Origin of the sequence: Pseudomonas sp. FH4 (genome assembly GCF_000510915.2) — a bacterium.
Classification (GTDB): Bacteria; Pseudomonadota; Gammaproteobacteria; order Pseudomonadales; family Pseudomonadaceae; genus Aquipseudomonas; species Aquipseudomonas brenneri.
The window spans coordinates 384,141-403,740 of sequence record NZ_AOHN01000044.1 but is presented as its reverse complement, the minus strand read 5'-3'; the positions used below and the strand labels follow the sequence as shown (position 1 = coordinate 403,740).

At 58.3% G+C, this 19,600-nt stretch carries 18 protein-coding genes; 14 read left to right on the top strand and 4 right to left on the bottom strand.

All coding sequences use genetic code 11. The features are described from left to right. Window positions 1-129 precede the first annotated feature (129 nt). Genes H097_RS26080 through H097_RS26065 form a run of 4 tightly spaced genes read left to right on the top strand, consistent with a single transcriptional unit; the run spans window position 130 to window position 3,246 of the window. Window positions 130-1,053, top strand: a complete 924-nt coding sequence (locus H097_RS26080; RefSeq protein WP_032863431.1) for a hypothetical protein — start codon at window positions 130-132, stop codon at window positions 1,051-1,053. Then, window positions 1,050-1,601, top strand: a complete 552-nt coding sequence (locus H097_RS26075) for a hypothetical protein (RefSeq protein ID WP_032863430.1) — start codon at window positions 1,050-1,052, stop codon at window positions 1,599-1,601. Before H097_RS26080 ends, H097_RS26075 begins: the two co-directional genes overlap by 4 nt. After that, a complete protein-coding gene (locus H097_RS26070; RefSeq protein WP_032863429.1) occupies window positions 1,598-2,302 on the top strand; it encodes a hypothetical protein in 705 nt (234 codons plus the stop codon). Before H097_RS26075 ends, H097_RS26070 begins: the two co-directional genes overlap by 4 nt. Beyond that, window positions 2,275-3,246 (top strand): hypothetical protein, encoded by a 972-nt coding sequence (locus H097_RS26065; RefSeq protein WP_032863428.1) that lies wholly within the window; start codon window positions 2,275-2,277, stop codon window positions 3,244-3,246. The genes H097_RS26070 and H097_RS26065 overlap by 28 nt, the downstream gene beginning before the upstream one ends. Window positions 3,247-3,252: 6 nt before the next feature. Here H097_RS26065 and H097_RS26060 read toward each other — a convergent pair whose 3' ends face one another. The 3 genes from H097_RS26060 to H097_RS28075 all read right to left on the bottom strand — a co-directional run bounded on the left by H097_RS26060 (window position 3,253) and on the right by H097_RS28075 (window position 7,170). Further along, a complete protein-coding gene (locus tag H097_RS26060) occupies window positions 3,253-3,948 on the bottom strand; it encodes a hypothetical protein (protein WP_032863427.1) in 696 nt (231 codons plus the stop codon). A gap of 78 nt (window positions 3,949-4,026) precedes the next feature. Further along, complete coding sequence (locus tag H097_RS26055) at window positions 4,027-5,532, bottom strand: hypothetical protein (RefSeq protein WP_156356827.1); 1,506 nt, start codon at window positions 5,530-5,532, stop codon at window positions 4,027-4,029. 1,263 nt (window positions 5,533-6,795) lie between these two features. Next, entirely contained in the window at window positions 6,796-7,170 is a 375-nt protein-coding gene (locus H097_RS28075) for a cytochrome c (protein WP_082445674.1), read from the bottom strand. Between the two features lie 192 nt (window positions 7,171-7,362). On the opposite strand from H097_RS28075, the gene H097_RS26050 reads away from it, so the two are divergent. Then, on the top strand, window positions 7,363-8,442 hold the full coding sequence (locus H097_RS26050) for an alpha/beta fold hydrolase (protein WP_050593451.1): 1,080 nt from the start codon (window positions 7,363-7,365) through the stop codon (window positions 8,440-8,442). Here H097_RS26050 and H097_RS26045 read toward each other — a convergent pair. Then, window positions 8,390-9,349: a LysR family transcriptional regulator gene (locus H097_RS26045; RefSeq protein WP_032863425.1), complete on the bottom strand. Its 960-nt coding sequence runs from the start codon at window positions 9,347-9,349 to the stop codon at window positions 8,390-8,392. The two genes, H097_RS26050 and H097_RS26045, sit on opposite strands and share 53 nt — an antisense overlap. Before the next feature lie 234 nt (window positions 9,350-9,583). Here H097_RS26045 and H097_RS26040 point away from each other — a divergent pair, with 234 nt between their 5' ends. The 9 genes from H097_RS26040 to H097_RS26000 are packed head-to-tail and all read left to right on the top strand — an operon-like array spanning window position 9,584 to window position 19,563. After that, a complete protein-coding gene (locus tag H097_RS26040) occupies window positions 9,584-10,588 on the top strand; it encodes a 4-hydroxythreonine-4-phosphate dehydrogenase PdxA (protein ID WP_032863424.1) in 1,005 nt (334 codons plus the stop codon). A gap of 54 nt (window positions 10,589-10,642) precedes the next feature. After that, on the top strand, window positions 10,643-11,926 hold the full coding sequence (locus H097_RS26035) for an MFS transporter (protein ID WP_032863423.1): 1,284 nt from the start codon (window positions 10,643-10,645) through the stop codon (window positions 11,924-11,926). 26 nt (window positions 11,927-11,952) lie between these two features. Further along, on the top strand, window positions 11,953-12,879 hold the full coding sequence (locus H097_RS26030; RefSeq protein ID WP_032863422.1) for a YncE family protein: 927 nt from the start codon (window positions 11,953-11,955) through the stop codon (window positions 12,877-12,879). After that, window positions 12,876-13,835 (top strand): amidohydrolase family protein, encoded by a 960-nt coding sequence (locus H097_RS26025; RefSeq protein WP_241495444.1) that lies wholly within the window; start codon window positions 12,876-12,878, stop codon window positions 13,833-13,835. Before H097_RS26030 ends, H097_RS26025 begins: the two co-directional genes overlap by 4 nt. A gap of 30 nt (window positions 13,836-13,865) precedes the next feature. Continuing rightward, a complete protein-coding gene (locus tag H097_RS26020; protein ID WP_050593450.1) occupies window positions 13,866-15,377 on the top strand; it encodes a sugar ABC transporter ATP-binding protein in 1,512 nt (503 codons plus the stop codon). 45 nt (window positions 15,378-15,422) lie between these two features. Continuing rightward, a complete protein-coding gene (locus H097_RS26015) occupies window positions 15,423-16,442 on the top strand; it encodes an ABC transporter permease (RefSeq protein ID WP_032863421.1) in 1,020 nt (339 codons plus the stop codon). Between the two features lie 25 nt (window positions 16,443-16,467). Beyond that, complete coding sequence (locus H097_RS26010; RefSeq protein ID WP_032863420.1) at window positions 16,468-17,583, top strand: substrate-binding domain-containing protein; 1,116 nt, start codon at window positions 16,468-16,470, stop codon at window positions 17,581-17,583. Between the two features lie 11 nt (window positions 17,584-17,594). After that, window positions 17,595-18,506, top strand: a complete 912-nt coding sequence (locus H097_RS26005; RefSeq protein ID WP_032863419.1) for an SMP-30/gluconolactonase/LRE family protein — start codon at window positions 17,595-17,597, stop codon at window positions 18,504-18,506. Between the two features lie 40 nt (window positions 18,507-18,546). After that, entirely contained in the window at window positions 18,547-19,563 is a 1,017-nt protein-coding gene (locus H097_RS26000; protein WP_032863418.1) for a c-type cytochrome, read from the top strand. The last annotated feature ends 37 nt before the right edge of the window (window positions 19,564-19,600 follow it).

The following is a 19,600-nucleotide window of genomic DNA, read 5'->3' as shown; positions in this document are numbered from 1 at the left end:
CGAAGACTTCACCACCTTCAAAATGGAGCTGCTGCAGCGGGCCAATGTGCTTAAACAGCGGCTGGACCATGCCCTGGCCCATGGCGACTTGAACGCCATGGAGGTAGTGACCTGGGAGAGCCTGCTGCCATGAACTGGGCGCCGGTGACCATGCGCTGGCCAAGTCAGGCCACCCAATGGATGGGCCAGCTGTCAGCGGCCAAGGATCTGGCCAGCACCGAGCAGGCCAGCACGGCCAAGCGTCTGGCAGACCTGGGCGGTAAGACCAGCACCAACCGGGGGCCGGTCGGTGATGCCGCCCAGGGCGCGATCACTGCAGGCCGTGACGCGCTCGCCTCTCAGATGGGCGAGGCGCCGGCGTGCCTGGTGGTAACGCCGTTTCAAAGCGGCATTGGCCAGGGCCGCGGATATCAGCGTTTCCTGTCAGCGCCGAACTTGCTGCAGCAGCTCGCCGGCAAACTGGTGGACGTGAGCGACACCGGCCGGCCCGATGGCCCCCAGTTCGCCCTGTGTCTGATGTTCCTGGCCACGCGCTTTGATCAGTTGGCCGAGAGCCTGGCGCGCTTCAATGCGTTGTTGCCGATGCCTGACCTGGTGCGAGCCGAACGCCGAGCGCGGCACCTGTCGAAGTTGGAAACGGAAAAGTGGGAGATCCCCACCGCCGGCGCGTTGCCCCGTTGGCAGACACTGCCCCTGGAGCGCTGCACGGTGGTCAAGGCTGCCCAGCAATCCATGGCCGGCCAGCTTTCTGTCCTGGAAAGCTACGCGGCCGACAGCTCGCCCATGGCGGACCTTTCGGCCCTGGCCACGCGCAAGGCCGCACAACAGCAAAGCCGCGACAAACAACTGGATGACCTGAAAGCCCTGCTGGCCAACGGCAACCCCGACAGCAGCATGCGCGCGCGCCTGATCGGCCCGGGTAACGCCACCGAGCTGCGCCAGGCGCTGTTGCAAGGCGAGGCCCCGGGGCATGAGTGGGTGTTGTGTGCCGGCGCGCTGCTGGTGGGATCTGAGCAGGGCCTGAGCTTTGTTCGGGAGCTGGTGGGCCTATGACGCTATTACTCGACGGGCAAGAGGTACGCGGCAAGAACCTCAAGGTCACCGGCAATCTGCGCATTGAGAGCGACGATCTGTCAGGCCAAACCAGCAACACCGACAAGGGGCACAAGGGCTTCAAGCCCAAGACACTGACAGTCACGCTGATGATTCCATTTGTTGACCAGGTGCAATTGCGCGACCTGATGCGCCTGGTGGAAGCGACCGCCGGCGGTGGCCAGCTCAAGACCTACCGCATCGTCAACGACACGGCGGCCGCGTTCGGCATGCGCCAGGTGACGTTCACCGAAGGCGTGAGCGCCCGGGAAGACGACAACCTGCGCGGTTGGCTGATCCAGTTCACCCTGACCGAAAAGCTGTCCAACCCCGAGAAAGTCGAAGGTAGGCGCCCAGGTAACAAGGTGACAGCCCAATCAGGCCCCGGCGGGGCGGTGGGCGGCACCGGCGGCGGTGGTGGATCCAGCGAAGGCCCCGAGGAACTGACAGGCTTTGAAGCCACGCTGAAAAAAGTGGATGGCTGGCTGGGCGGGAGTAACACCCCATGAAGCTGCACAAGGTGTTGGCCATCGGTGGCGTGCCCTATGTCCTGGTCAAAAACGAAGTTCGGCTGGACGCAAAGAGCCCCGGCCGGGCGACATTCACCATCCAGGCTACAGCGCCGGTCAAAGGGTTGGTGACACTCGATATCGGCTACAACGACAGCACGCTGCAGCGTCACTTCATTGGCTACGTCGAACGCTCCACCACGGCCAGCAGCACCCAGCAGGTGCTGTTCTGTCGCGAACTGGCGGCGATCCTGGCCAACCCGCTGCCGCTGAACCTGCGCCACGTTGATCTGCGCGCCGTCCTGGTCGAGATCAGCCAGCACACCGGCTTGCGCTTTCGTGTGCCAGACAAACCCTATGCCGGGGTTAAGGCGCCGTTCTTCTACAGCCTGGCCGCCGGTTACCAAGCGATGGACAGCCTGGCCCGGGTATTCAACATCCCCGACTTCATCTGGCAGCAGCAGGGTGATGGGGAGGTGTTCGTGGGCAGTTGGGCTGACAGCTTCTTTGGCGTTCGCCCGCCACTGCAGCTGCTGGCGGAACTGTTCGACGACTACCAGGGCAACCAAAGCGCGATGATTGCAGCCCTTCCCGGGTTACGACCAGGTGCAACGATTAACCACGGCGAGCGCATCACTAGTGTGGCCCTCGTCGATAACCAGATGGCCATCCGATGGACGACGCAATCAAGCGCAGCGTAGAGCGACAATTCCCCGAACTCACCGGCGGTTACCACCTGCCACGCTTTGCCCGGGTTGTCGCCGTGGCCGACGCCCCGGCCGGCGCCGGGATCTGTGACGACTTTCGGCCGCGCTATGCGGTTGATATCGAAGTCCTGGGGCCGGATGGCGAGCCAGACAGCAAACTGCCGATCCTGGCCGGGGTGCCGTTACCGCTGCCCACGGGTGGCGAGGAAATGGGCATTTATGCTTTTCCCGAGGAAGGCACCCAGGTGGTGGTGTGCTTTGCCTATGGCCTGCCGCACAAGCCCTATATCCAAACCATCCTGCCCCACGGCCTGAGCATGCCCAGCGTGCCGAAGGGTGACCAGGTGTGGCAGCACAGCGAAGCGTGTCAGCAGCGTGTCGATGCCGACGGCAACTGGCTACGCCAGACTGACGGCAAGATCCTGGACAAGGCGATCGAGCGGGAAGTGGAGGCCATGGGCAACACGGAGCGATATCAGAACCACACCAGGACGGTGGACGACCATTCAACCGAGTCGGTAGGCGGCATCAAGACGCTTGAGGCCTTGGGCGCGCTCAAGTTGCTGTCGGGCGGATCTGCGAGCATGGCGGCGGTGGATGATCTGCACCAAGCGACCGGGCGGGACTTGAACCTGGTGGTGGGGCAGAAGCACAACGCCACGGTGGGTGGCGATATGGAGGAAAGGATTGAGGGACTGCGTAAAAGCGTAGCTTCAGTCAGTCAGCGGTTGGTGGCACCAAAGAGCCATATCGGGTCTGAAAGCGTGAATATTTTTCAGATCCTTTGTGATTTGCTCAAACTCGTGGAGCACATGAACTCTCAAATAGCAGTACACACACACGGTCCTACGCCTGCTCCTTCTAATGCAGTTGCTTTTACTCAGTATGCTGAGTCTTCTAAAAGAATGGGCGAAAAAGTTGATTTGATTACTCTGTAATAGCTGTTAGTGAGTCGTAGTGGCAGTAAGGCGGTCAATATCAGCCTCTGCGATCGCTAGTAAATCTTGAAGTTCGATTGTTAGTAACTTCATGGAGTAAGAAGTCCGGTTCATTCGTAGTTTTTTGGCTTCCTGATGGGCATAATAATCATGATACTCCTCTAGTTTTTTAGCAAGCTCCTCATTAAGCTCCTTTCCCTCGGCAATAAATTTGTTTGCAAGTTCTTGAGTTGCATTCCTGCCCGCCTCATATATGGTTTGGCAGTCGGCGTTATTTAGATTGATCATTGAAACTAAACCTTTGACTCTCATGTAGATACGAACAATGTTTGCCGATATTTCTGGATCTATGTTAGCTAGGCATGAGTGCGCGGAGTCGTAAATAGGAAAAGGGTTATCTCCAATAGCGAAAATATCGACGCACGCTTCTCCTTCTGGTAGTTGCAGAAGGTCAGAGCCGTATTCAGAGTAATATATGTCCCATGCTGAGGTTAATTCGACCTTGATCAATTTAAGCGTGTTTCGGGTGTTTTCAAGGTTGTCGGTTTTTGATTTTTCGATTGAGAAGTTGTGAGCTTTTGTTGTCGCCTTGCTGGTTGCCCTTGCCCCTATATATGCGGCTACTAGGGCTATGAATACCTCTGCTGAGAGTGATTTCTCTATGGCTTTTGCAATAAAGTTTAGGATGTCAATTGATTGCATATCTGTATGTGCCTTTTGCTAATGGCTCTGGCTAGAGAGCACGTTCGCGGTAAATTTATATTGAGGGATGTTTATTTGTTACTCGACTTTGTTTGATGGCTCAAATGCCACGTTGAAGATTTCAACTGCCGGCATCATGACGTCCATGACTTCATTGGGCTCATACAGTGTGTAAGCACCAGTATATCCATATATATTCAAATTTAACTTATAGAAGAGAGTCAAGCACCGCATTAGACGACCACGCTCCTTCGCTTCTCTCTTTGCAGTCATTTCAGCGAATTTTGGGTGCGCAGAAGAATTCCTCAAATCTACCCACGCTTTAACTTCGTTTTTTGTGATAAGTCCTTTTTCAGCGAGGATTTTTAATGCAGCATTAGCGTGAATATTTCCCCATCGCATCACATGTGTAATGATAGTCTCTAAATGAATAGAGTTTATTTCGGTTTTTTTTAAAGTTTTAATTATTTCGTTTTTTTGGTTTTCGAAATCGGCATCTGCTCTTTCCGCTTCCAGTTCGGGAATGAACAAATCTATAAGCAGTCCTTCTATTGACACAGTAAGCGTCAACGCTGTAATCGACTGAGTGGCATTGAAGCCCTGCCATACCCGCTTCCATTGGCTAACTGTGCTGTTGAAAAAGCGCGGTAATTTTTTTTGAATTACTAGAATGTTTTGAAGTAGTTTAAAGTGATGAGGATCATTCCACTCATCTAGCGAAAGCATAAGCATGTGATTAATTGGTCTGGGGATTCTGGTTTGATTTATTTTTTTGTTTATGCTTCTGATATGGTGCTTCATATCGTCGCCGGCTCGCGTCGTTAAGACATATGCTGAGGGCATGGTTCCACTGGTGAAGCCGATATAAAACTTTAATGCTTCGAACAAACTGTCTATATCAAAATTTCCATTTGCATAAACTGTTGTGTAGTCCTGTTGATCGATGATTGAGACTTCGAAGTCGCTCAAGTCAAGCTTAGTCTGATTTCTTTTAAATGACTCGCCTGTAAGAGTGTCTTTGATTGTGTTTACTTTGTTTTTTGGGATATAGCTGGATTCTAGACTTTCAAACCAAAGGTAGTTTTGTTGCTGTACTGGAATGGTTTGCTTTGAGCAATGTACTATTTCGCTGAGAAAAAATTCACATTTGAATGGCGGGTCTGCGCTCATCATTGTTAAATGAAGTGCAAAGTTTTCCGCTTCCCATGTCTTGCCCTGGATGTCGACAGCTATGAATTTCAGATTTTTTGAATCATCTTCGTTATCAAATTGGTAGCTTTCACCAAAAGCGTCTAAATTTAGTCCGGTAGCGTTGGTGCAAATAAAGTCACAAAGTAGCGCCCCGGAAGCATTGATTTTTACAAGTCCGTGGCCGCTTAGCTTTAATCCATTGGCGCACGGTTGCCAGATAGTTATAGACACGAAATCGATAAGTAAGTCGTTCTTACGTACACCCTCTGCGTAATCTCTTAACGAAAACATCGCACTGTTCCCTGTAGAAGCTAACGGCACCTGATAACGGTTTTTACGACGTCGCATATGCCTGCTGTGAGTTTCGCCATTGCTGACCGTCCTGCTAGACATGGCAGTACGCCAGCCAATCTTATTGCTGTCAATTAGTCCATTACCCCTCATAGCTCAAAAAACGTCTAAGACGGAAAAAATAGCTGCAAAAAAGCACTTATCCCCCTCCCGCCGACGGGCTTTGTGTCCCTTTTTTGTGCAAACGGGTAGTGGGGTGCAAACGGTGCCCCAGCTCAAGCCCGCTGCGGGCTCTGGGGGAGGTTTCGCAATTGCACAGAGTGCAAGGCTTTGCAAAAAAGTGCAGTGGCCTTGCACATACGCCACGAGGCGGTAGGGGAGTGGTCACGCAGACGAGGTGCCCGGTTTACGGGGGCTATGGCTGTGAAAACCTACTGCAGGCGGTGTTTTCGTTTTCGGAACCGTTCATATCAGGGCTCAACCAGTCGCTTTCGGACCCTACGCAAAAACGACTGTGAGGCCCAGCCTGTCGGGGTTTCCAGCATTCTGCGGCATTGCACAGCATCACCATCAAGTTCAGGCTGTCAGTACCAATCCAGAGCGTGTGGAAAAACAACGCCGAAACGATGGGCGCATGACCATTTTCCAGACGAGGGGTGGGAAAAGGGTAATTTTAGTAATTGGTAGGTCAGAATTGGCTGGAGCCCTTATAGAACGTGGCTTTCAGCTATTACCTCGGAGGGTAATATAAGGTAACGAGAGAGGTAATGTTTTGTTCAGCCCCCCATTTTACTGGGTTTGGCAGCTCACTGGCATTACTGTCTCTGAAAGTAATTTTCTAACCACTTACTTACCTTATTATTATCTCTATAAATTTTACCAACTACCTGATTTTATTGAGGTTTATAAGGTTTTTGACAGCTCATTACCAAAATTACCTTTTTCCCATGGCTCAACATAAATCGTTCAAAACGCCTGTTGTGACCGTTTTCTGCAACCTGGTGCATTTTAGCCATGGGACTGCCATGGGACAGATCTTGTGCGCACCACCGGGCTGCAGCCCTTATAAACCGGGGGCCTTGGTTTCGAAAACCGCGAACGGGTAGTTTCGAATCTCTCCTTCACCGCCACATTCTACAAACACAAACCCCCGGTTTTCCTAGAGAAATCCGGGGGTTTGTGGTTTTTGGTGTCTGCGAAAATACCTCCGCCGCGCCAGCCGGTGTGTCTACGCTCGATCAATGGCGGGCGTTTAGAGTACAGAACATAAATCTGCCCTCTTTTCAGAGCAATGTTGATCGCCGCTTATATAAACCTTGAATCCCGGTACGCAGCCTTTTAGAGGCTGCTCTTTTCTAAACCTCATCAGCTTTTTGAAATCACACGACTCATGTATTGATTCAAGTCGCGTAGATCCTGAATGCTCCAAGAATGTGGCGACAACTTCACACCATTCTCTCGTAGGGTTCTTGGAATCAAGTCTCCATTTGGACGAAGTATTATCGATGAGACAATAACGCCCGGATAATCACCCAGCCGTTTCTTGAAGGCGGTTGTTGTAAGGTTTGGCGTAGGGGGATTGCTTTTATTCGCCAATGGCCCGGTTCCTTTGATATCTGTTCCGTGGCACATGGCGCATCTTTGCAAATAGAGGTTTTTTCCATTGGCATTATCCGCAACGGACAGTGAAGGTTGAATGAGCGATAGCAATCCCAGCGAAGCGATGAACAGTATTTTCATTTTTATAGGGTCTTGTTGTTTGAATCGGGTCTGAGTCGAGGATTTTTTACAACACAACCCCATGATTCGGCTAGATAAAATCGGTGGTTTTTGATTTTTCGGCGCCTGCAAGCACGTGATATGGGAATACGCAGTGAATCTGTTCCGTTATATTCCAACGCTCACTCAGTTGGTCCAATCAAGGAAGATCCATTGAAAGCATCCCTCGGCGCTCTGCTTCTGATCTGTGTAACCACCCCCGCACTTGCCAGTAATAACGCCATTGGCTTCCAGACTTCCACCCTGGCAGACCCAAGCAACGAGCGCCCATTGGAGATGGTCGTCTGGTACCCCAGCGCCACCACCGCCACGCCCGAATTGATCGCCGATAACGCCGTATTCATCGGCGCCCCAGCCGTGCGCAATGCGCCGCCGTCTATCGGCAAGCATCCATTGGTGGTGCTTTCCCATGGCTTCGGCGGTAATTGGGGCAACCAGGTGTGGCTGGCCAGTGCCCTGGCGCATCAGGGTTTTATCGTGGCGGCGGTCAATCATCCTGGTACGACCAGCAAGGACCGTCGGCCGGAGGCGGCCGCGCAGTTGTGGCAGCGGCCGGTCGATATCCGTCGGGCGATTGATGGGGTGATCGCGCAGCCCAAACAGTTTGGGGCAGTCGCTGATCATCGAATTGCGGTGGTAGGTCATTCACTCGGCGGTTGGACGGCGCTGGAAGTCGCCGGCGCACGTTTCGACCCAGAGCGTTACGCCCAGGACTGCAAGGTTCACTCGCAGTTGGCCCCTTGCGCGGTCTACCAGCAGATGAACCCCGCCAGTACTGCGGCTGCGCAGGCGCAGTTGGCGGCAGACTTGAGTGATCAGCGCGTCAGCGCCATTGTGTCACTGGACCTGGGCCTGTCCCGTGGGTTTACCGATGCCAGCCTCGCGGCGTTGCCGGTGCCGACGCTGGTGATTGCTGCGGGCGTGCCTTCAACGGAGCTTCCCGCCGAGTTGGAGTCGGCTGACTTGGCCAAGCGCCTGCCCCCGGCATCGACGCGTTATGTCGAGATCAGCGACGCGACTCACTTCAGCTTCATGGCGATCTGCAAGTCAGGCGGCGAGGCGCTGATCGAAGAGAGCTCGCCAGGCGACGGCATGATCTGCCGGGATGGCGACGGCGCGCGACCGCGTGAGGTGATCCAGCAGCAGACGGCCTCCCTGATCGTCGAGTTTCTGGGGCAAGTCAATCCGTCTCCTGAACCTGTTGCTCATACACAGTCCTCACCGACCCCATAAATGCCTGCATGGCTGACGACTTGATCCGATGCCGCCGGGTAATCAAGCCATACGGCGGCAGGCGCGGTTCAAACTCGATCGGCAGTACGGCCAGCAGGTGTTTGCCGGGGTATTCATTGACCACCGACAACGGTGTGACGCCCAACATGTCGGTCTGCTGGATCAGTGACAGCAGGGTCATGATCGAGGTGGTTTCGACGATGCTGCTCGGGATGTCGAGTTGAGCGTTGTAGAACGCCTGGTTGATGATCGAGCGCATCGGGCTGGGGTGTTGCTGCAAGACCCAGGTCATGCCTTGCAGTTGGCCCCAGCTCAGGTCCTGGGCCGTGGCGCTGGCCAACGGGTGTTGGGCGCCGACGATCACGCACAGGGCTTCCTCGCCGAGGCTGTCGAAGAGCAATTCATCGGCGCGGGCGCCAGGCGGGATACGCCCCAAAACCACGTCCAACTGGTCCTGCAACAGGGCCTGGACCAGCACGTCGCTGGTGTCTACCTGGATGCTCATCGAGAGGCGAGGATGACTCTGTTTGAGGGTGGCAATAGTGCGGGTCAGCAACCCGGACGCCAGTGCCGGAATCGCGCCGATGGTCACCCGGCCCAGGTTGCCGGATTCCAGCGCGGCCAGTTCTTCACGCATGCCTGACAGCTCGGCGAACACCATCCTGGCGTAGTAAATCACCGTTTCGCCAAACGGCGTGGCCCGCATCCCACGGGACATGCGCTCGAACAACTCGACCCCCAGCAGGTTTTCGGCCTCGTGCAGCATCTTGGTGGCGGCGGGTTGGGTCATGCCGATTTCATCGGCGGCCCTGCGCAATGAGCCCAATTCATCCAGAGCCAGCATCAAGCGCAATTGCCTCAGGCGCAGGCGGCTGTGGATCAGGTGCGCTTCGGGAATTCGGCTCATGGACAAGACTCGGGTCAGGAGGAGAGCACCCAGAGTTACAAGAATTGTGCAGGCTTGCCAAGGGGGAAGTGGGGGCATCTGGCGATAACCTCAGTGTATCGCCCTATCATCACCTTTGATTGGACGGTTATCACTCGTAGCGTTGATAGTTCATGCCATCCAACGGGCGATATCTTTTGTAACTGCGCCCCTATACAAGAACAACAATGCACGCCGTTTTAAGAGGAATCCCGCATGACCGCACCCCGCATTGCCATGGTCCTGGGCGACCCCGCCGGTATCGGCCCCGAGCTGGTGGCCCGGTTGCTGGCTGACCCTGTTGTCCGCGCCCAGGCCAATGTGCTGTTGATTGCCGATGAAGCGCAAATGCTGCGTGGTATGGCGATCGCCGGCCTGTCGTTTCCCTACCGCACCATCGACTCTCTGGATGACCTGGTGTTCAGCGACGATACGCCGCTGTTCTACCCCTTCCGAGGCGATGCCAGTTGTGACTTTGTCTATGCCCAGGCCAGCGCCAACGGTGGCCGCTACAGCCTCGACACCCTGCAAACAGGCCTGCGCCTGACCCAGCAAGGCACCACCGATGCCCTGCTGTTTGGTCCGCTGAACAAAACCTCCCTGCACATGGCCGGGATGGAGCATAGCGACGAGTTGCACTGGTTTGCCGAGCTGTTGGATTTTGACGGGCCGTTCTGCGAATTCAACGTACTCGACAACCTCTGGACTTCCCGGGTGACATCCCACGTGGCGCTGGCCCAGGTGCCAGGCTTGCTGAGCCAGGAACGGGTGGTGCAGGCCATCCAGTTGATCGACACGGCACTCAAGCGCAGCGGTTTGCCGCAGCCGCGCATCGGCGTCTGCGGGCTCAACCCGCACAACGGTGACAACGGCAGTTTTGGTCGTGAGGAGTTGGACATCATCGGCCCGGCAGTCAAGTCCGCCCAGGTCCTGGGGATCGATGCCGATGGCCCGTACCCGGCCGACACGATCTTCCTCAAGGTCCAGGGTGATGCCAATGCCTTCGATGCGGTGGTCACCATGTACCACGACCAGGGCCAGATCGCGATCAAGTTGATGGGCTTTTCCCGTGGCGTCACGGTGCAGGGCGGCCTGCCGATCCCGATCACCACGCCGGCCCACGGTACCGCGTTTGATATCGCTGGGCAGGGCAAGGCCAACGTCGGCGCGATGCGCCAGGCCTTCGAAATCGCTTGCCGCATGGGCCTCAACCGGCGCTAGCAACCCAAGTACTCAAGCGCTTCCACAAAAAAAATAATAAGTGGGAATCAAGATATGCAAACCAGCTCCCCGGCGACTACCCAGAGTCCGCCCGTTGTCGATCTTCGTTGGCTACGGGTGATTCCACCGATTGTCATCACCTGCATCATGTCTTACATGGACCGCATCAATATCGCCTTCGCCATGCCCGGTGGCATGGCTGACGAACTGGGTGTTTCTGCCAGTATGGTGGGCCTGGCGGGCGGTATCTTTTTTGTCGGCTACCTGTTCCTGCAAGTGCCCGGCGGCAAGTTGGCGGTACATGGCAGTGGCAAACGCTTCATCGGCTGGTCGCTGCTGGCCTGGGCGGTGATTTCGATCCTCACGGGCTTTGTCACCAACCACTATCAATTGCTGTTCCTGCGTTTTGCCCTGGGGGTGGCCGAGGGCGGTATGTTGCCGGTGGTGTTGACCATGATCAGCAACTGGTTCCCCGACAAGGAGCGCGGGCGGGCCAACGCGATTGTGATCATGTTCGTGCCATTGGCCGGCATCATCACCGCGCCGTTATCCGGCTGGATTATTGCGGCCCTGGACTGGCGGATGCTGTTCATCATCGAAGGCCTGTTGTCGGCGGTGGTGATGGTGTTGTGGATGCTGACCATCAGCGACCGACCGCAAGAGGCCAAGTGGATCAGTGAGCGTGAGCGCGATTACTTGATCACCACCCTGGCCGAAGAACAGAAAGCCATTGCCGCCAAGGCCGTGAAAAACGCCTCGTTGTCCGAGGTCATGGCTGACAAGACCCTATGGCATCTGATCGCCCTCAACTTCTTCTACCAGGCCGGTATCTATGGCTACACCCTGTGGCTGCCGAGCATCGTCAAGGAACTGACCCAGAGCGGCATGGGCAAGGTGGGCATGCTGGCGACCCTGCCTTATATCGCTGCGATGTTCGGCATGCTGATGTTCTCCAACCTGTCGGATCGCAGCGGCAAGCGCCGGGCATTTATTGCCGTGCCCCTGGCTGGCCTGGCGCTGTGCCTGACGTTGTCGGTGATCCTGCGTGAGCAGATCTGGCTGTCTTTTGCCGCGCTGGTGGGCTGCGGGTTCTTCCTGCAAGCGGCAGCGGGGATTTTCTGGACCATCCCGGCGAAAATTTTCAGCGCTGAAGCGGCTGGCGGTGCTCGTGGCCTGATCAATGCCCTGGGCAACCTCGGCGGGTTTTGCGGGCCGTACATCGTCGGCGTACTGATCAGCCAATACTCCCAAAGCATCGGCGTCTACAGCCTGGCCCTATCGGTGGCGCTGGCGGCGGTGCTCGCCATGACCTTGCCACGCAAGTGCGAACAGGCCTAAGACTTACCTTGAAGAGGAATCGAACCATGAATCAGGAAGTGCTCTTGCTGGTGCAAAAATGCGCCCACACCTTCAGTTTCTATGACGTGCAGACGGGGGCGGTGCTCAAGCACATCCGGTTGCCGGAGTTCCCGCACGAGTTTGTGGTGGACTCGAAAAACCGCTTTGCCTACGTCGGCCATTACGGCATCGAAACTTCCAGCCACGAAGGCGAGGGCGGTTGCTCGGTGTTCGTCATCGACCTTGAGCGCGCCGAGCATGTACGCACTCTGAGCATCTGGCCGTTCCGCCGCCCCCATGGCCTGGCGATGGATGATCAGGACCGCCTCTACGTGCTCAGCGAAGGCAACTCGACCTTGCTGATCTTCGATCAGCCCCACTTGCGTGATGTACCGGACCGGGCGATTCCTTCCGGCGGCTACAAGAGCCACCTGGTGGCTATGACTCGCAATGGCGAGACCGCGTTTGCCCTCAACCTGTTGAGCAACACCATCACCCGGCTCAAGCCCCAGGATCCGACGATTGCGCCGCTGCCCATGCAGCCGGGCAGCCAGCCGGAAGGCAATTGCTTCAGCCGTGACGAGCGCACGTTGTACGTGACCACGCGTGGCGATAACAGCATCGTCGCGGTCGACGTCGAGACCCTGAAAGTGACCCATCGTGGGCGTACCGGTGCGGACCCGACTCGGATCTACCGCGACCGCCAGGACCGGCTTTATGTGACCAATTACGGCGAACAATCGCTCTCGGTATTCAGCCCGCAGTTGGAGCAAATCCGCCGTGTCGAGTTGGACAGCACTGCCATTGCCATGAGCCTGCACCCCACGCGAGACCTGGCGTTTGTCACCCTCAAGGACCAGCGCGTGGGCATGCTCGACCTTAATACCTGGACCTTCGAGCGTTACTTCGAAACCCTACTGGAGCCGGATGTCTCCCAGGTCATCGTGCGGTGAGCAGCCTCTGCCTGCACGAACGCCTGGGCCTTGAGATGAACGGGGCTGCACCGATCACCCTGATCGACGCACACCATCACCTCTGGGACCTGGATTGCGGTCGTTACCCGTGGCTGCAAGGGGCGCCGGACCCGGGGTTTTTCCTTGGTGACTATCAGCCTTTGCGCCGGCATTACCGGGCGCCGGATTACCTGGCCGACAGCGCTGCGCACCGGGTGTTGGCCACTGTGCATTGCGAGGCCGAGCACGAGCGCAGCGATCAAGTGGGGGAGACCCGTTGGGTGCATGAGCAATATGCCCGCTACGGGTTCCCGAATGCGGTGGTGGCCCATGCCTGGCTGCATGCTGATAACTGCGCCGACATTCTGGGACAGCACCTGGAGTTTCCACTGGTGCGAGGTATCCGCAGCAAGCCGCTCACCGCTGCCACGCTACACCAGTCGGACACTGTGCGCGGCTTGTCGGGCAGCCTGCAGGACGAGCAGTGGCTCAGAGGCCTGGCGCTGCTGGAGCGGCATGGGCTGTCCTGGGATTTACGTGTGCCTTACTGGCATTTGGAAGAGGCGGCACAGGTGGCCGCGATGTTTCCGGGATTGACCATCGTGCTCAACCACATGGGCTTCCCGTGGGACCGCAGTGAGAGCGGCCTGGCCGGTTGGCGGCGAGGGATGCAGGCATTGGCGGCCCAACCCAACGTCTGGGTAAAGGTTTCCGAACTGGGGTTGCGCGACCAACCCTGGACGATGGAAGGCAACCGCGCAGTGGTTCGCGAAACCCTGGCCCTGTTTGGTATTGAGCGCTGCCTGTTCGCCAGTAATTTCCCGGTGGCTGGTTTGCGCATTGGTTATGACGCTTTGGTGCAGGCCATGGATGCCCTGTTGGATGGCTACGACGCAGTGCAGCGCGAAGGGTTTTTCTGGCGCAACGCGCAGCAGGTCTACCGCATCACGCTGTAGTCCCGAATAACAATAATGACGGTGCAATCCATGAATACTCTCGAACCTGGCCAGCGCGGCGCAGTGCCGTTGCTGCACTTTGAAAATGTCTGCAAAAGCTTTGGCGGTACCTTGGCCGTCAATCACGTAAGCCTTGAAGTCGAGGCCGGCAGCGTGCTGGCGCTGCTGGGGGAAAACGGCGCGGGCAAGTCGACATTGATCAAGCTCCTGGCCGGTGTGCATCGTCTCGACAGCGGGCGGATTCTATTTGACGGCCACCCCATCGAAACCGAGGCCGACCGCAAGGGCATCGCCTTTATCCATCAGGATTTGGGGTTGATCGACTCTCTGAGTGCTGCCGAAAACATTGCCTTTACCTGTGGTTTTGCCCGTCGCGGCGGCCTGATCGACTGGCGGCAAGTACGGCGCAAGGCCCGTGAAGCCCTGGCCCTGGTTGACGACAGCATTGACCCGGATACCCCGGTGGGTGAGCTGGAGCGCACCCAGAAATCCCTGGTCGCCATTGCCCGTGCGCTGGCGGTGGACGCGCGCCTGCTGGTGCTGGATGAGCCCACCGCGAGCCTGCCCGCCGACGACGCCGAGCGGCTGTTTGTGGTGCTCAAGCGCTTGCAGGTGCAAGGCGTGGGCATGATCTATGTGTCCCATCGCCTGGATGAGATTTTCCGGGTGGCCGATCAGGTGGCGGTGATGCGCGATGGTCGGCTGGTGTGCCGCAAGGCCATCGCCCAAACCGACCCCCAGGATCTGGTGCGCCAGATTGTCGGGCGTGAACCCGAACAACTCTACCAGGCGGCACCCTGCAGTCACGGCCCGTTGCTGTTGCAGGTGCGTGATATGGCGTGCGGCGGGGTCAGCGGTCTGTCCTTTGACCTGCACGCCGGGGAAATCCTGGCCCTGGCCGGGCTGCGTGGCGCTGGGCAGGAGCGCGTCGGCCGGGCCTTGTTCGGTTTGCTGGCGATAGACGCTGGCGAGGTGCTGCTCGACGGTGCGCGGTTGCGCACGCATTCGGCGGCCCAGGCCATGCGCCAAGGCTTGGGGTTGGTGGCGGGGGACCGTTGTGGTGAGTCGCTGCCAATGCCGTTGTCGGTGCGCGAGAACCTGTTTCTCAACCCATTGGCCAGCGGCAAAGGGCTGCTGGGCTGGATCTCGCCGCAGGCTGAGCGGCGCCAGGCCGAGGCGTTGGTCCGGCAATTCGATGTACGGCCCAATGCCACTGAATGTGCGGTGGAAACCCTGAGCGGTGGCAATCAGCAAAAAGTGGTGATGGCCCGTTGGTTGGAGATCACCGGGCGCCTGCTGATCCTCGAAGAGCCCACCGCCGGTGTCGACGTGGGAGCCAAGGCCGATATCTACCGGCTGGTGCAACGCGCCTTGGAGCGCGGCCTGGCGGTGTTGTTGATCTCCACCGATTTCGAGGAGGTGGCCAACATCGCCCACCGTGCCCTGGTGTTCAGCCGCTCGACTGTGGTGGCGACCCTGGGCAAGGAGGACCTGTCGCTCAGCAGCCTGTTACACCGCGCTTCGGCCAGCGATGCTGCCTGAACCCCTCTATTCCATTGAACTTTATCGATAACAAGAAGGCCTGCCATGAACGCTGATAATCCTGCCTCGGCGGTTAGCCCGAGGATCCTGACCCGCGACTTTTCGCGCCTGCTGCCGGTGTACGGCATGCCGGTCTTGTTGCTGGGGCTGATCGTGTTTTTCTCGGTGCTGCTGCCGGACTCGTTCCCTACGCTGCTCAACCTCAACTCGATCCTGGGCGACAAGGTGATCATCGCGATCCTGGCCCTGGCGGCGATGGTGCCGATGCTCACCAACAAGATCGACCTGACCGTGGGCTACGGCATTGTGCTGTGGCACATCCTGGCGATCAGCCTGCAGACCCGTTATGGCTTTTCCTGGCAAGCCTCGGTGCTGATCGTGCTGGCGGCCGGGTTGTTGTTCGGCCTGATCAACGGCTTGCTGGTGGAAATGGCCAGGATCGACTCGTTTATCGCCACCCTCGGCACCGGCACCGTGGTCTACGCCCTGGCGTTGTGGCACAGCGGTGGCCGCCAGGTGTTTGGGGATTTGCCAGAAGGCTTTCTGTTGCTTAACGGTGCCAGCCTGTTCGGTTTGCCGATCGCCGCGTTCTACGTGCTGGGCCTGGCGCTGTTGCTGTGGGTGGTGACCGAGTATCTGCCGATCGGGCGTTTTCTCTATGCGATTGGTGCCAACCCGAAAGCGGCCGAGTTGAATGGTATTCCCTGCCGGCGTTATGTGGTCGGGGCCTTTATGGGGTCGGGTGTGTTGACGGCGTTTGCCGGGGTGTTACTGGCCTCGCGTTTGCAGATCGGCCAGGCCAGCGTGGGCCTTGAGTTTCTGTTGCCGGCCCTGGTCGGGGCGTTTCTCGGCTCGACCACGATCAAGCCGGGCCGAGTCAATGTGTGGGGCACGCTGATTGGCGTGGCGGTATTGGCGGTGGGCATCGCCGGTATCCAGCAACTGGGCGGGGCGTTTTTTGTCGAGCCACTGTTCAACGGTGTGACCTTGCTGCTGGCCATCGGCATTGCCGGTTATGCGGGCCGGCGCCGGGTGCGGGTGCGCAATACACCGGCCAAACCCTGAACCATCATTTTTTTGGGAGAACCTTATGAGCCTTGAAGTGTTTCGTCGTACCCGCTTGCTCGTGTGTGTTGCCTTGATCTCGCTCGCCAGTATTGCCCAGGCTGCGGCAGACGAGTTTGTCGAACAGGCCCGGCAACGGGTGGAGGCGGCCACCCAGCCCTGGACCACTTGGCAAGGTCCGGACAGCGGGCCCGTGGCGCAAGCGGGCAAACAGGTGCTGTTTATCGCCTCGGACCTGCGCAACAGCGGTGTGCTAGGGGTCAGTGAAGGGGTCAAGGCCGCAGCGCAAGTCATGGGCTGGAAGCTGCGTATCCTTGATGGCCAGGGCAGTGTGTCCGGGCGCACGGCGGCGTTGAACCAAGGCATCGTGCTCAAGCCGGACGGGATCATTCTGGGTGGCTTCGACGCCCGGGAACAGCTCAGCACCCTGAAGAAAGTCCAGGCGGCCAAGATCCCCGTGGTGGGCTGGCACGCCGGACCAAGCGCCGGGCCGATGGCCGAGGAAGGCTTGTTCGTCAATGTCACCACCGACCCCGGTGATGTGGCGAAAATCGCCGCCTACTACGCTGTGGCGCAATCGGACGGCAAGGCCGGCGTGGTGATCCTCACCGATTCGCTGTACGCGGTGGCCACCGCCAAATCCGACGCTATGGCCGAGGTCATCAAGCAATGCAGCGGGTGCAGCCTGTTGGCGCTGGAAGATTCGCCGCTGGCTGAAACCTCGTCGCGCATGCCGCAGCTGACCACATCGTTGTTGCAGCGGTTTGGCGACAAGTGGAACTACACCCTGGGCATCAATGACCTGTATTTCGACTTTATCGGCTCGTCCCTCAGTCGCCTGGGGCGCAAGCCCGACCAGCCACCGCTGAGCCTGTCGGCGGGTGACGGCAGCGAATCGGCGTACCAGCGCATCCGCAAATCCAGCTACCAGGCCGCCACCGTACCGGAGCCGGTGACCTTGCACGGCTGGCAGTTGATCGACGAACTGAACCGCGCCTTTGCCGGGGTTGGGCCAAGCAACTATGTGACGGCGGTGCACTTGATCACGGCCAACAATATCCAGGTGGACGGCGGCCCGCGTAATACCTTCGATCCGGACAACGGTTATGCCGCGGCCTATCGCAAAATCTGGCAACGCTGAGGGCGAGGCTCATGACCGGTATCGAGATTTTTGACCCGCGGCTGCACAACATTCTCAAGCCTGGCAGCGTGTTGCAGCGCCTTGGCGGCGGCGCCATCTGGGGAGAAGGCCCGGTATGGCTACCCGCCGAACAGGCCCTGGTGTGGAGTGACATTCCCAACAACCGCATGCTGCGTTGGCATGAAGGGCAGGGCGTGAGTGTGTTCCGCCAGCCGTCGCATTTCAGCAACGGTAACAGCCTGGATCGCGAGGGCCGGCTGGTCAGTTGCGAGCACGGTCGCCGGGGCATTTCCCGTACTGAGTCGGACGGTGAGGTGCGGCTGCTGGTGGACCGTTATCAAGGACGACGGCTCAACTCGCCCAACGACCTGGTGGTCAAGTCCGATGGCAGCCTCTGGTTCAGCGATCCGGCCTACGGAATCATGAGTGACGTCGAAGGCTACAAGGCCGACAGCGAACAGGATGGCTGCCATGTGTACCGTTTCGACCCGCTCGCCAACGTCCTGGAACGGGTTGCCGATGATTTCCATAAGCCTAATGGCCTGGCGTTTTCGCCGGACGAATCCTTGCTGTACATCTCCGATACCTCGGCCTCCCATGATCCAGCAGGCTGCCATCACGTGCGCGTGTTTGATGTCGAGGCGGGCCGCAGGCTGGTCAATGGCCGGGTGTTTGCGGTGATCGAACCGGGGCTGCCGGATGGCTTTCGGGTCGATCATCAGGGTTGGTTGTACATCAGCTCCCTGGACAGCATTCAGGTATATGCGCCCGACGGCACCTGCCTGGGCAAGATCCATGTACCGGAGAAAATTTCCAATTGCACCTTTGGCGGGCTGCGTGGCGAGCGCTTGTTTATCAGCGCCTCGACATCGCTGTATGCCATCGACTTGAACACCCGGGGCTGTCAATTCGCAGCCGCTTGAACATCAACGCCGCGCCATAACAACAATAAGCGAGCCAGACATGTTTATGACCCTACCTTCGTGGTTGATCCACGGAGCGCTCCTGTGTGGGGTGCTCACCACCACCGCGGTTCTTGCTGAGCCGGAGCTTGACCGCCAGCAGGCCGCACAGTTGCTGCAGGCGCAGCAGGCCCGTGCGGTGCAGCCGTGGCGTGTGCCAAACGCAGTTGATATCGAACGTCAGCCCAACGCCGTGCTGATCCGCCAGGGCATGGCCTTGCTGCAGAACACCACGCGCCTGGCCGGCCCCTTGGTGGCGGATCCCGGCAAGCGTTTTTCGCGCAACAACCTCAACTGCATCAATTGCCACGAAGCCGGCCCGTCGGGGCTGCCGGGCAGCAAACCGTATGGGTTGGCACTGGTCAATGCGATCCACGACTACCCCAGGCTCGATATCAAGAGCATGCGCGTGATCACCCTGGAACAGCGGGTCGCCGGTATGTTCGGCAAGGGCGAGGCGAGCATGGGCGCGGACACGCCCGAGATGAAGGCGATCCTGGCCTACTTGAGCTGGCTGGGCAGTGAGGCGCAGCCGGGGATGAGCATGCAAGGCACGGGGCTGGCGCGTATTACCTTGCCTGAGCGAGCCGCCGACCCTGGTCGGGGCCAGGCCTTGTTCGGCCAATACTGTGTGCAATGCCATGGCGCCCAGGGCCTGGGGCTGAAGGCTCCGGACTTTGCCACTGGCGGCGGTTATGTGTTCCCGCCGATTGCGGGCGACGATACCTACGACGACGGTGGGCATATGTACATGGTGCCGCTGCTGACTCAATTCATTCACGCCAACATGCCGTTGGGCAGCACCGCCGACACACCATTGTTGAGTGTCGAACAGGCCTATGACATCGCCGCCTACATCAACAGCGAATTACCTCGCCGGCATGCGCCGCAACGGGGCGATGCCTACCCGGACCCCGCGTGGCGCCCGGCGGGTTTTGCCGTTCCTGAACACTTTCCCGATGACCCGACAGGTTATCAGCGTGCGCGTTTCGGCCCGTTCCCGACGCCTTCCGAATAGCCCTTTAACCCAACACTGACGGTTCCCCCGCCTCTGG

What these genes read in the sequence shown, in the direction of transcription:
- H097_RS26065 (WP_032863428.1), top strand. Translation starts at nt 2,275, where the DNA reads ATGGACGACGCAATCAAGCGCAGCGTAGAGCGACAATTCCCCGAACTC.
- H097_RS26070 (WP_032863429.1), top strand. Translation starts at nt 1,598, where the DNA reads ATGAAGCTGCACAAGGTGTTGGCCATCGGTGGCGTGCCCTATGTCCTG.
- H097_RS26005 (WP_032863419.1), top strand. Translation starts at nt 17,595, where the DNA reads ATGACCGGTATCGAGATTTTTGACCCGCGGCTGCACAACATTCTCAAG.
- H097_RS26020 (WP_050593450.1), top strand. Translation starts at nt 13,866, where the DNA reads ATGAATACTCTCGAACCTGGCCAGCGCGGCGCAGTGCCGTTGCTGCAC.
- H097_RS26010 (WP_032863420.1), top strand. Translation starts at nt 16,468, where the DNA reads ATGAGCCTTGAAGTGTTTCGTCGTACCCGCTTGCTCGTGTGTGTTGCC.
- H097_RS26015 (WP_032863421.1), top strand. Translation starts at nt 15,423, where the DNA reads ATGAACGCTGATAATCCTGCCTCGGCGGTTAGCCCGAGGATCCTGACC.
- H097_RS26045 (WP_032863425.1), bottom strand. Translation starts at nt 9,349, where the DNA reads ATGAGCCGAATTCCCGAAGCGCACCTGATCCACAGCCGCCTGCGCCTG.
- H097_RS26060 (WP_032863427.1), bottom strand. Translation starts at nt 3,948, where the DNA reads ATGCAATCAATTGACATCCTAAACTTTATTGCAAAAGCCATAGAGAAA.
- H097_RS26040 (WP_032863424.1), top strand. Translation starts at nt 9,584, where the DNA reads ATGACCGCACCCCGCATTGCCATGGTCCTGGGCGACCCCGCCGGTATC.
- H097_RS26000 (WP_032863418.1), top strand. Translation starts at nt 18,547, where the DNA reads ATGTTTATGACCCTACCTTCGTGGTTGATCCACGGAGCGCTCCTGTGT.
- H097_RS28075 (WP_082445674.1), bottom strand. Translation starts at nt 7,170, where the DNA reads ATGAAAATACTGTTCATCGCTTCGCTGGGATTGCTATCGCTCATTCAA.
- H097_RS26080 (WP_032863431.1), top strand. Translation starts at nt 130, where the DNA reads ATGAACTGGGCGCCGGTGACCATGCGCTGGCCAAGTCAGGCCACCCAA.
- H097_RS26030 (WP_032863422.1), top strand. Translation starts at nt 11,953, where the DNA reads ATGAATCAGGAAGTGCTCTTGCTGGTGCAAAAATGCGCCCACACCTTC.
- H097_RS26035 (WP_032863423.1), top strand. Translation starts at nt 10,643, where the DNA reads ATGCAAACCAGCTCCCCGGCGACTACCCAGAGTCCGCCCGTTGTCGAT.
- H097_RS26075 (WP_032863430.1), top strand. Translation starts at nt 1,050, where the DNA reads ATGACGCTATTACTCGACGGGCAAGAGGTACGCGGCAAGAACCTCAAG.
- H097_RS26055 (WP_156356827.1), bottom strand. Translation starts at nt 5,532, where the DNA reads ATGTCTAGCAGGACGGTCAGCAATGGCGAAACTCACAGCAGGCATATG.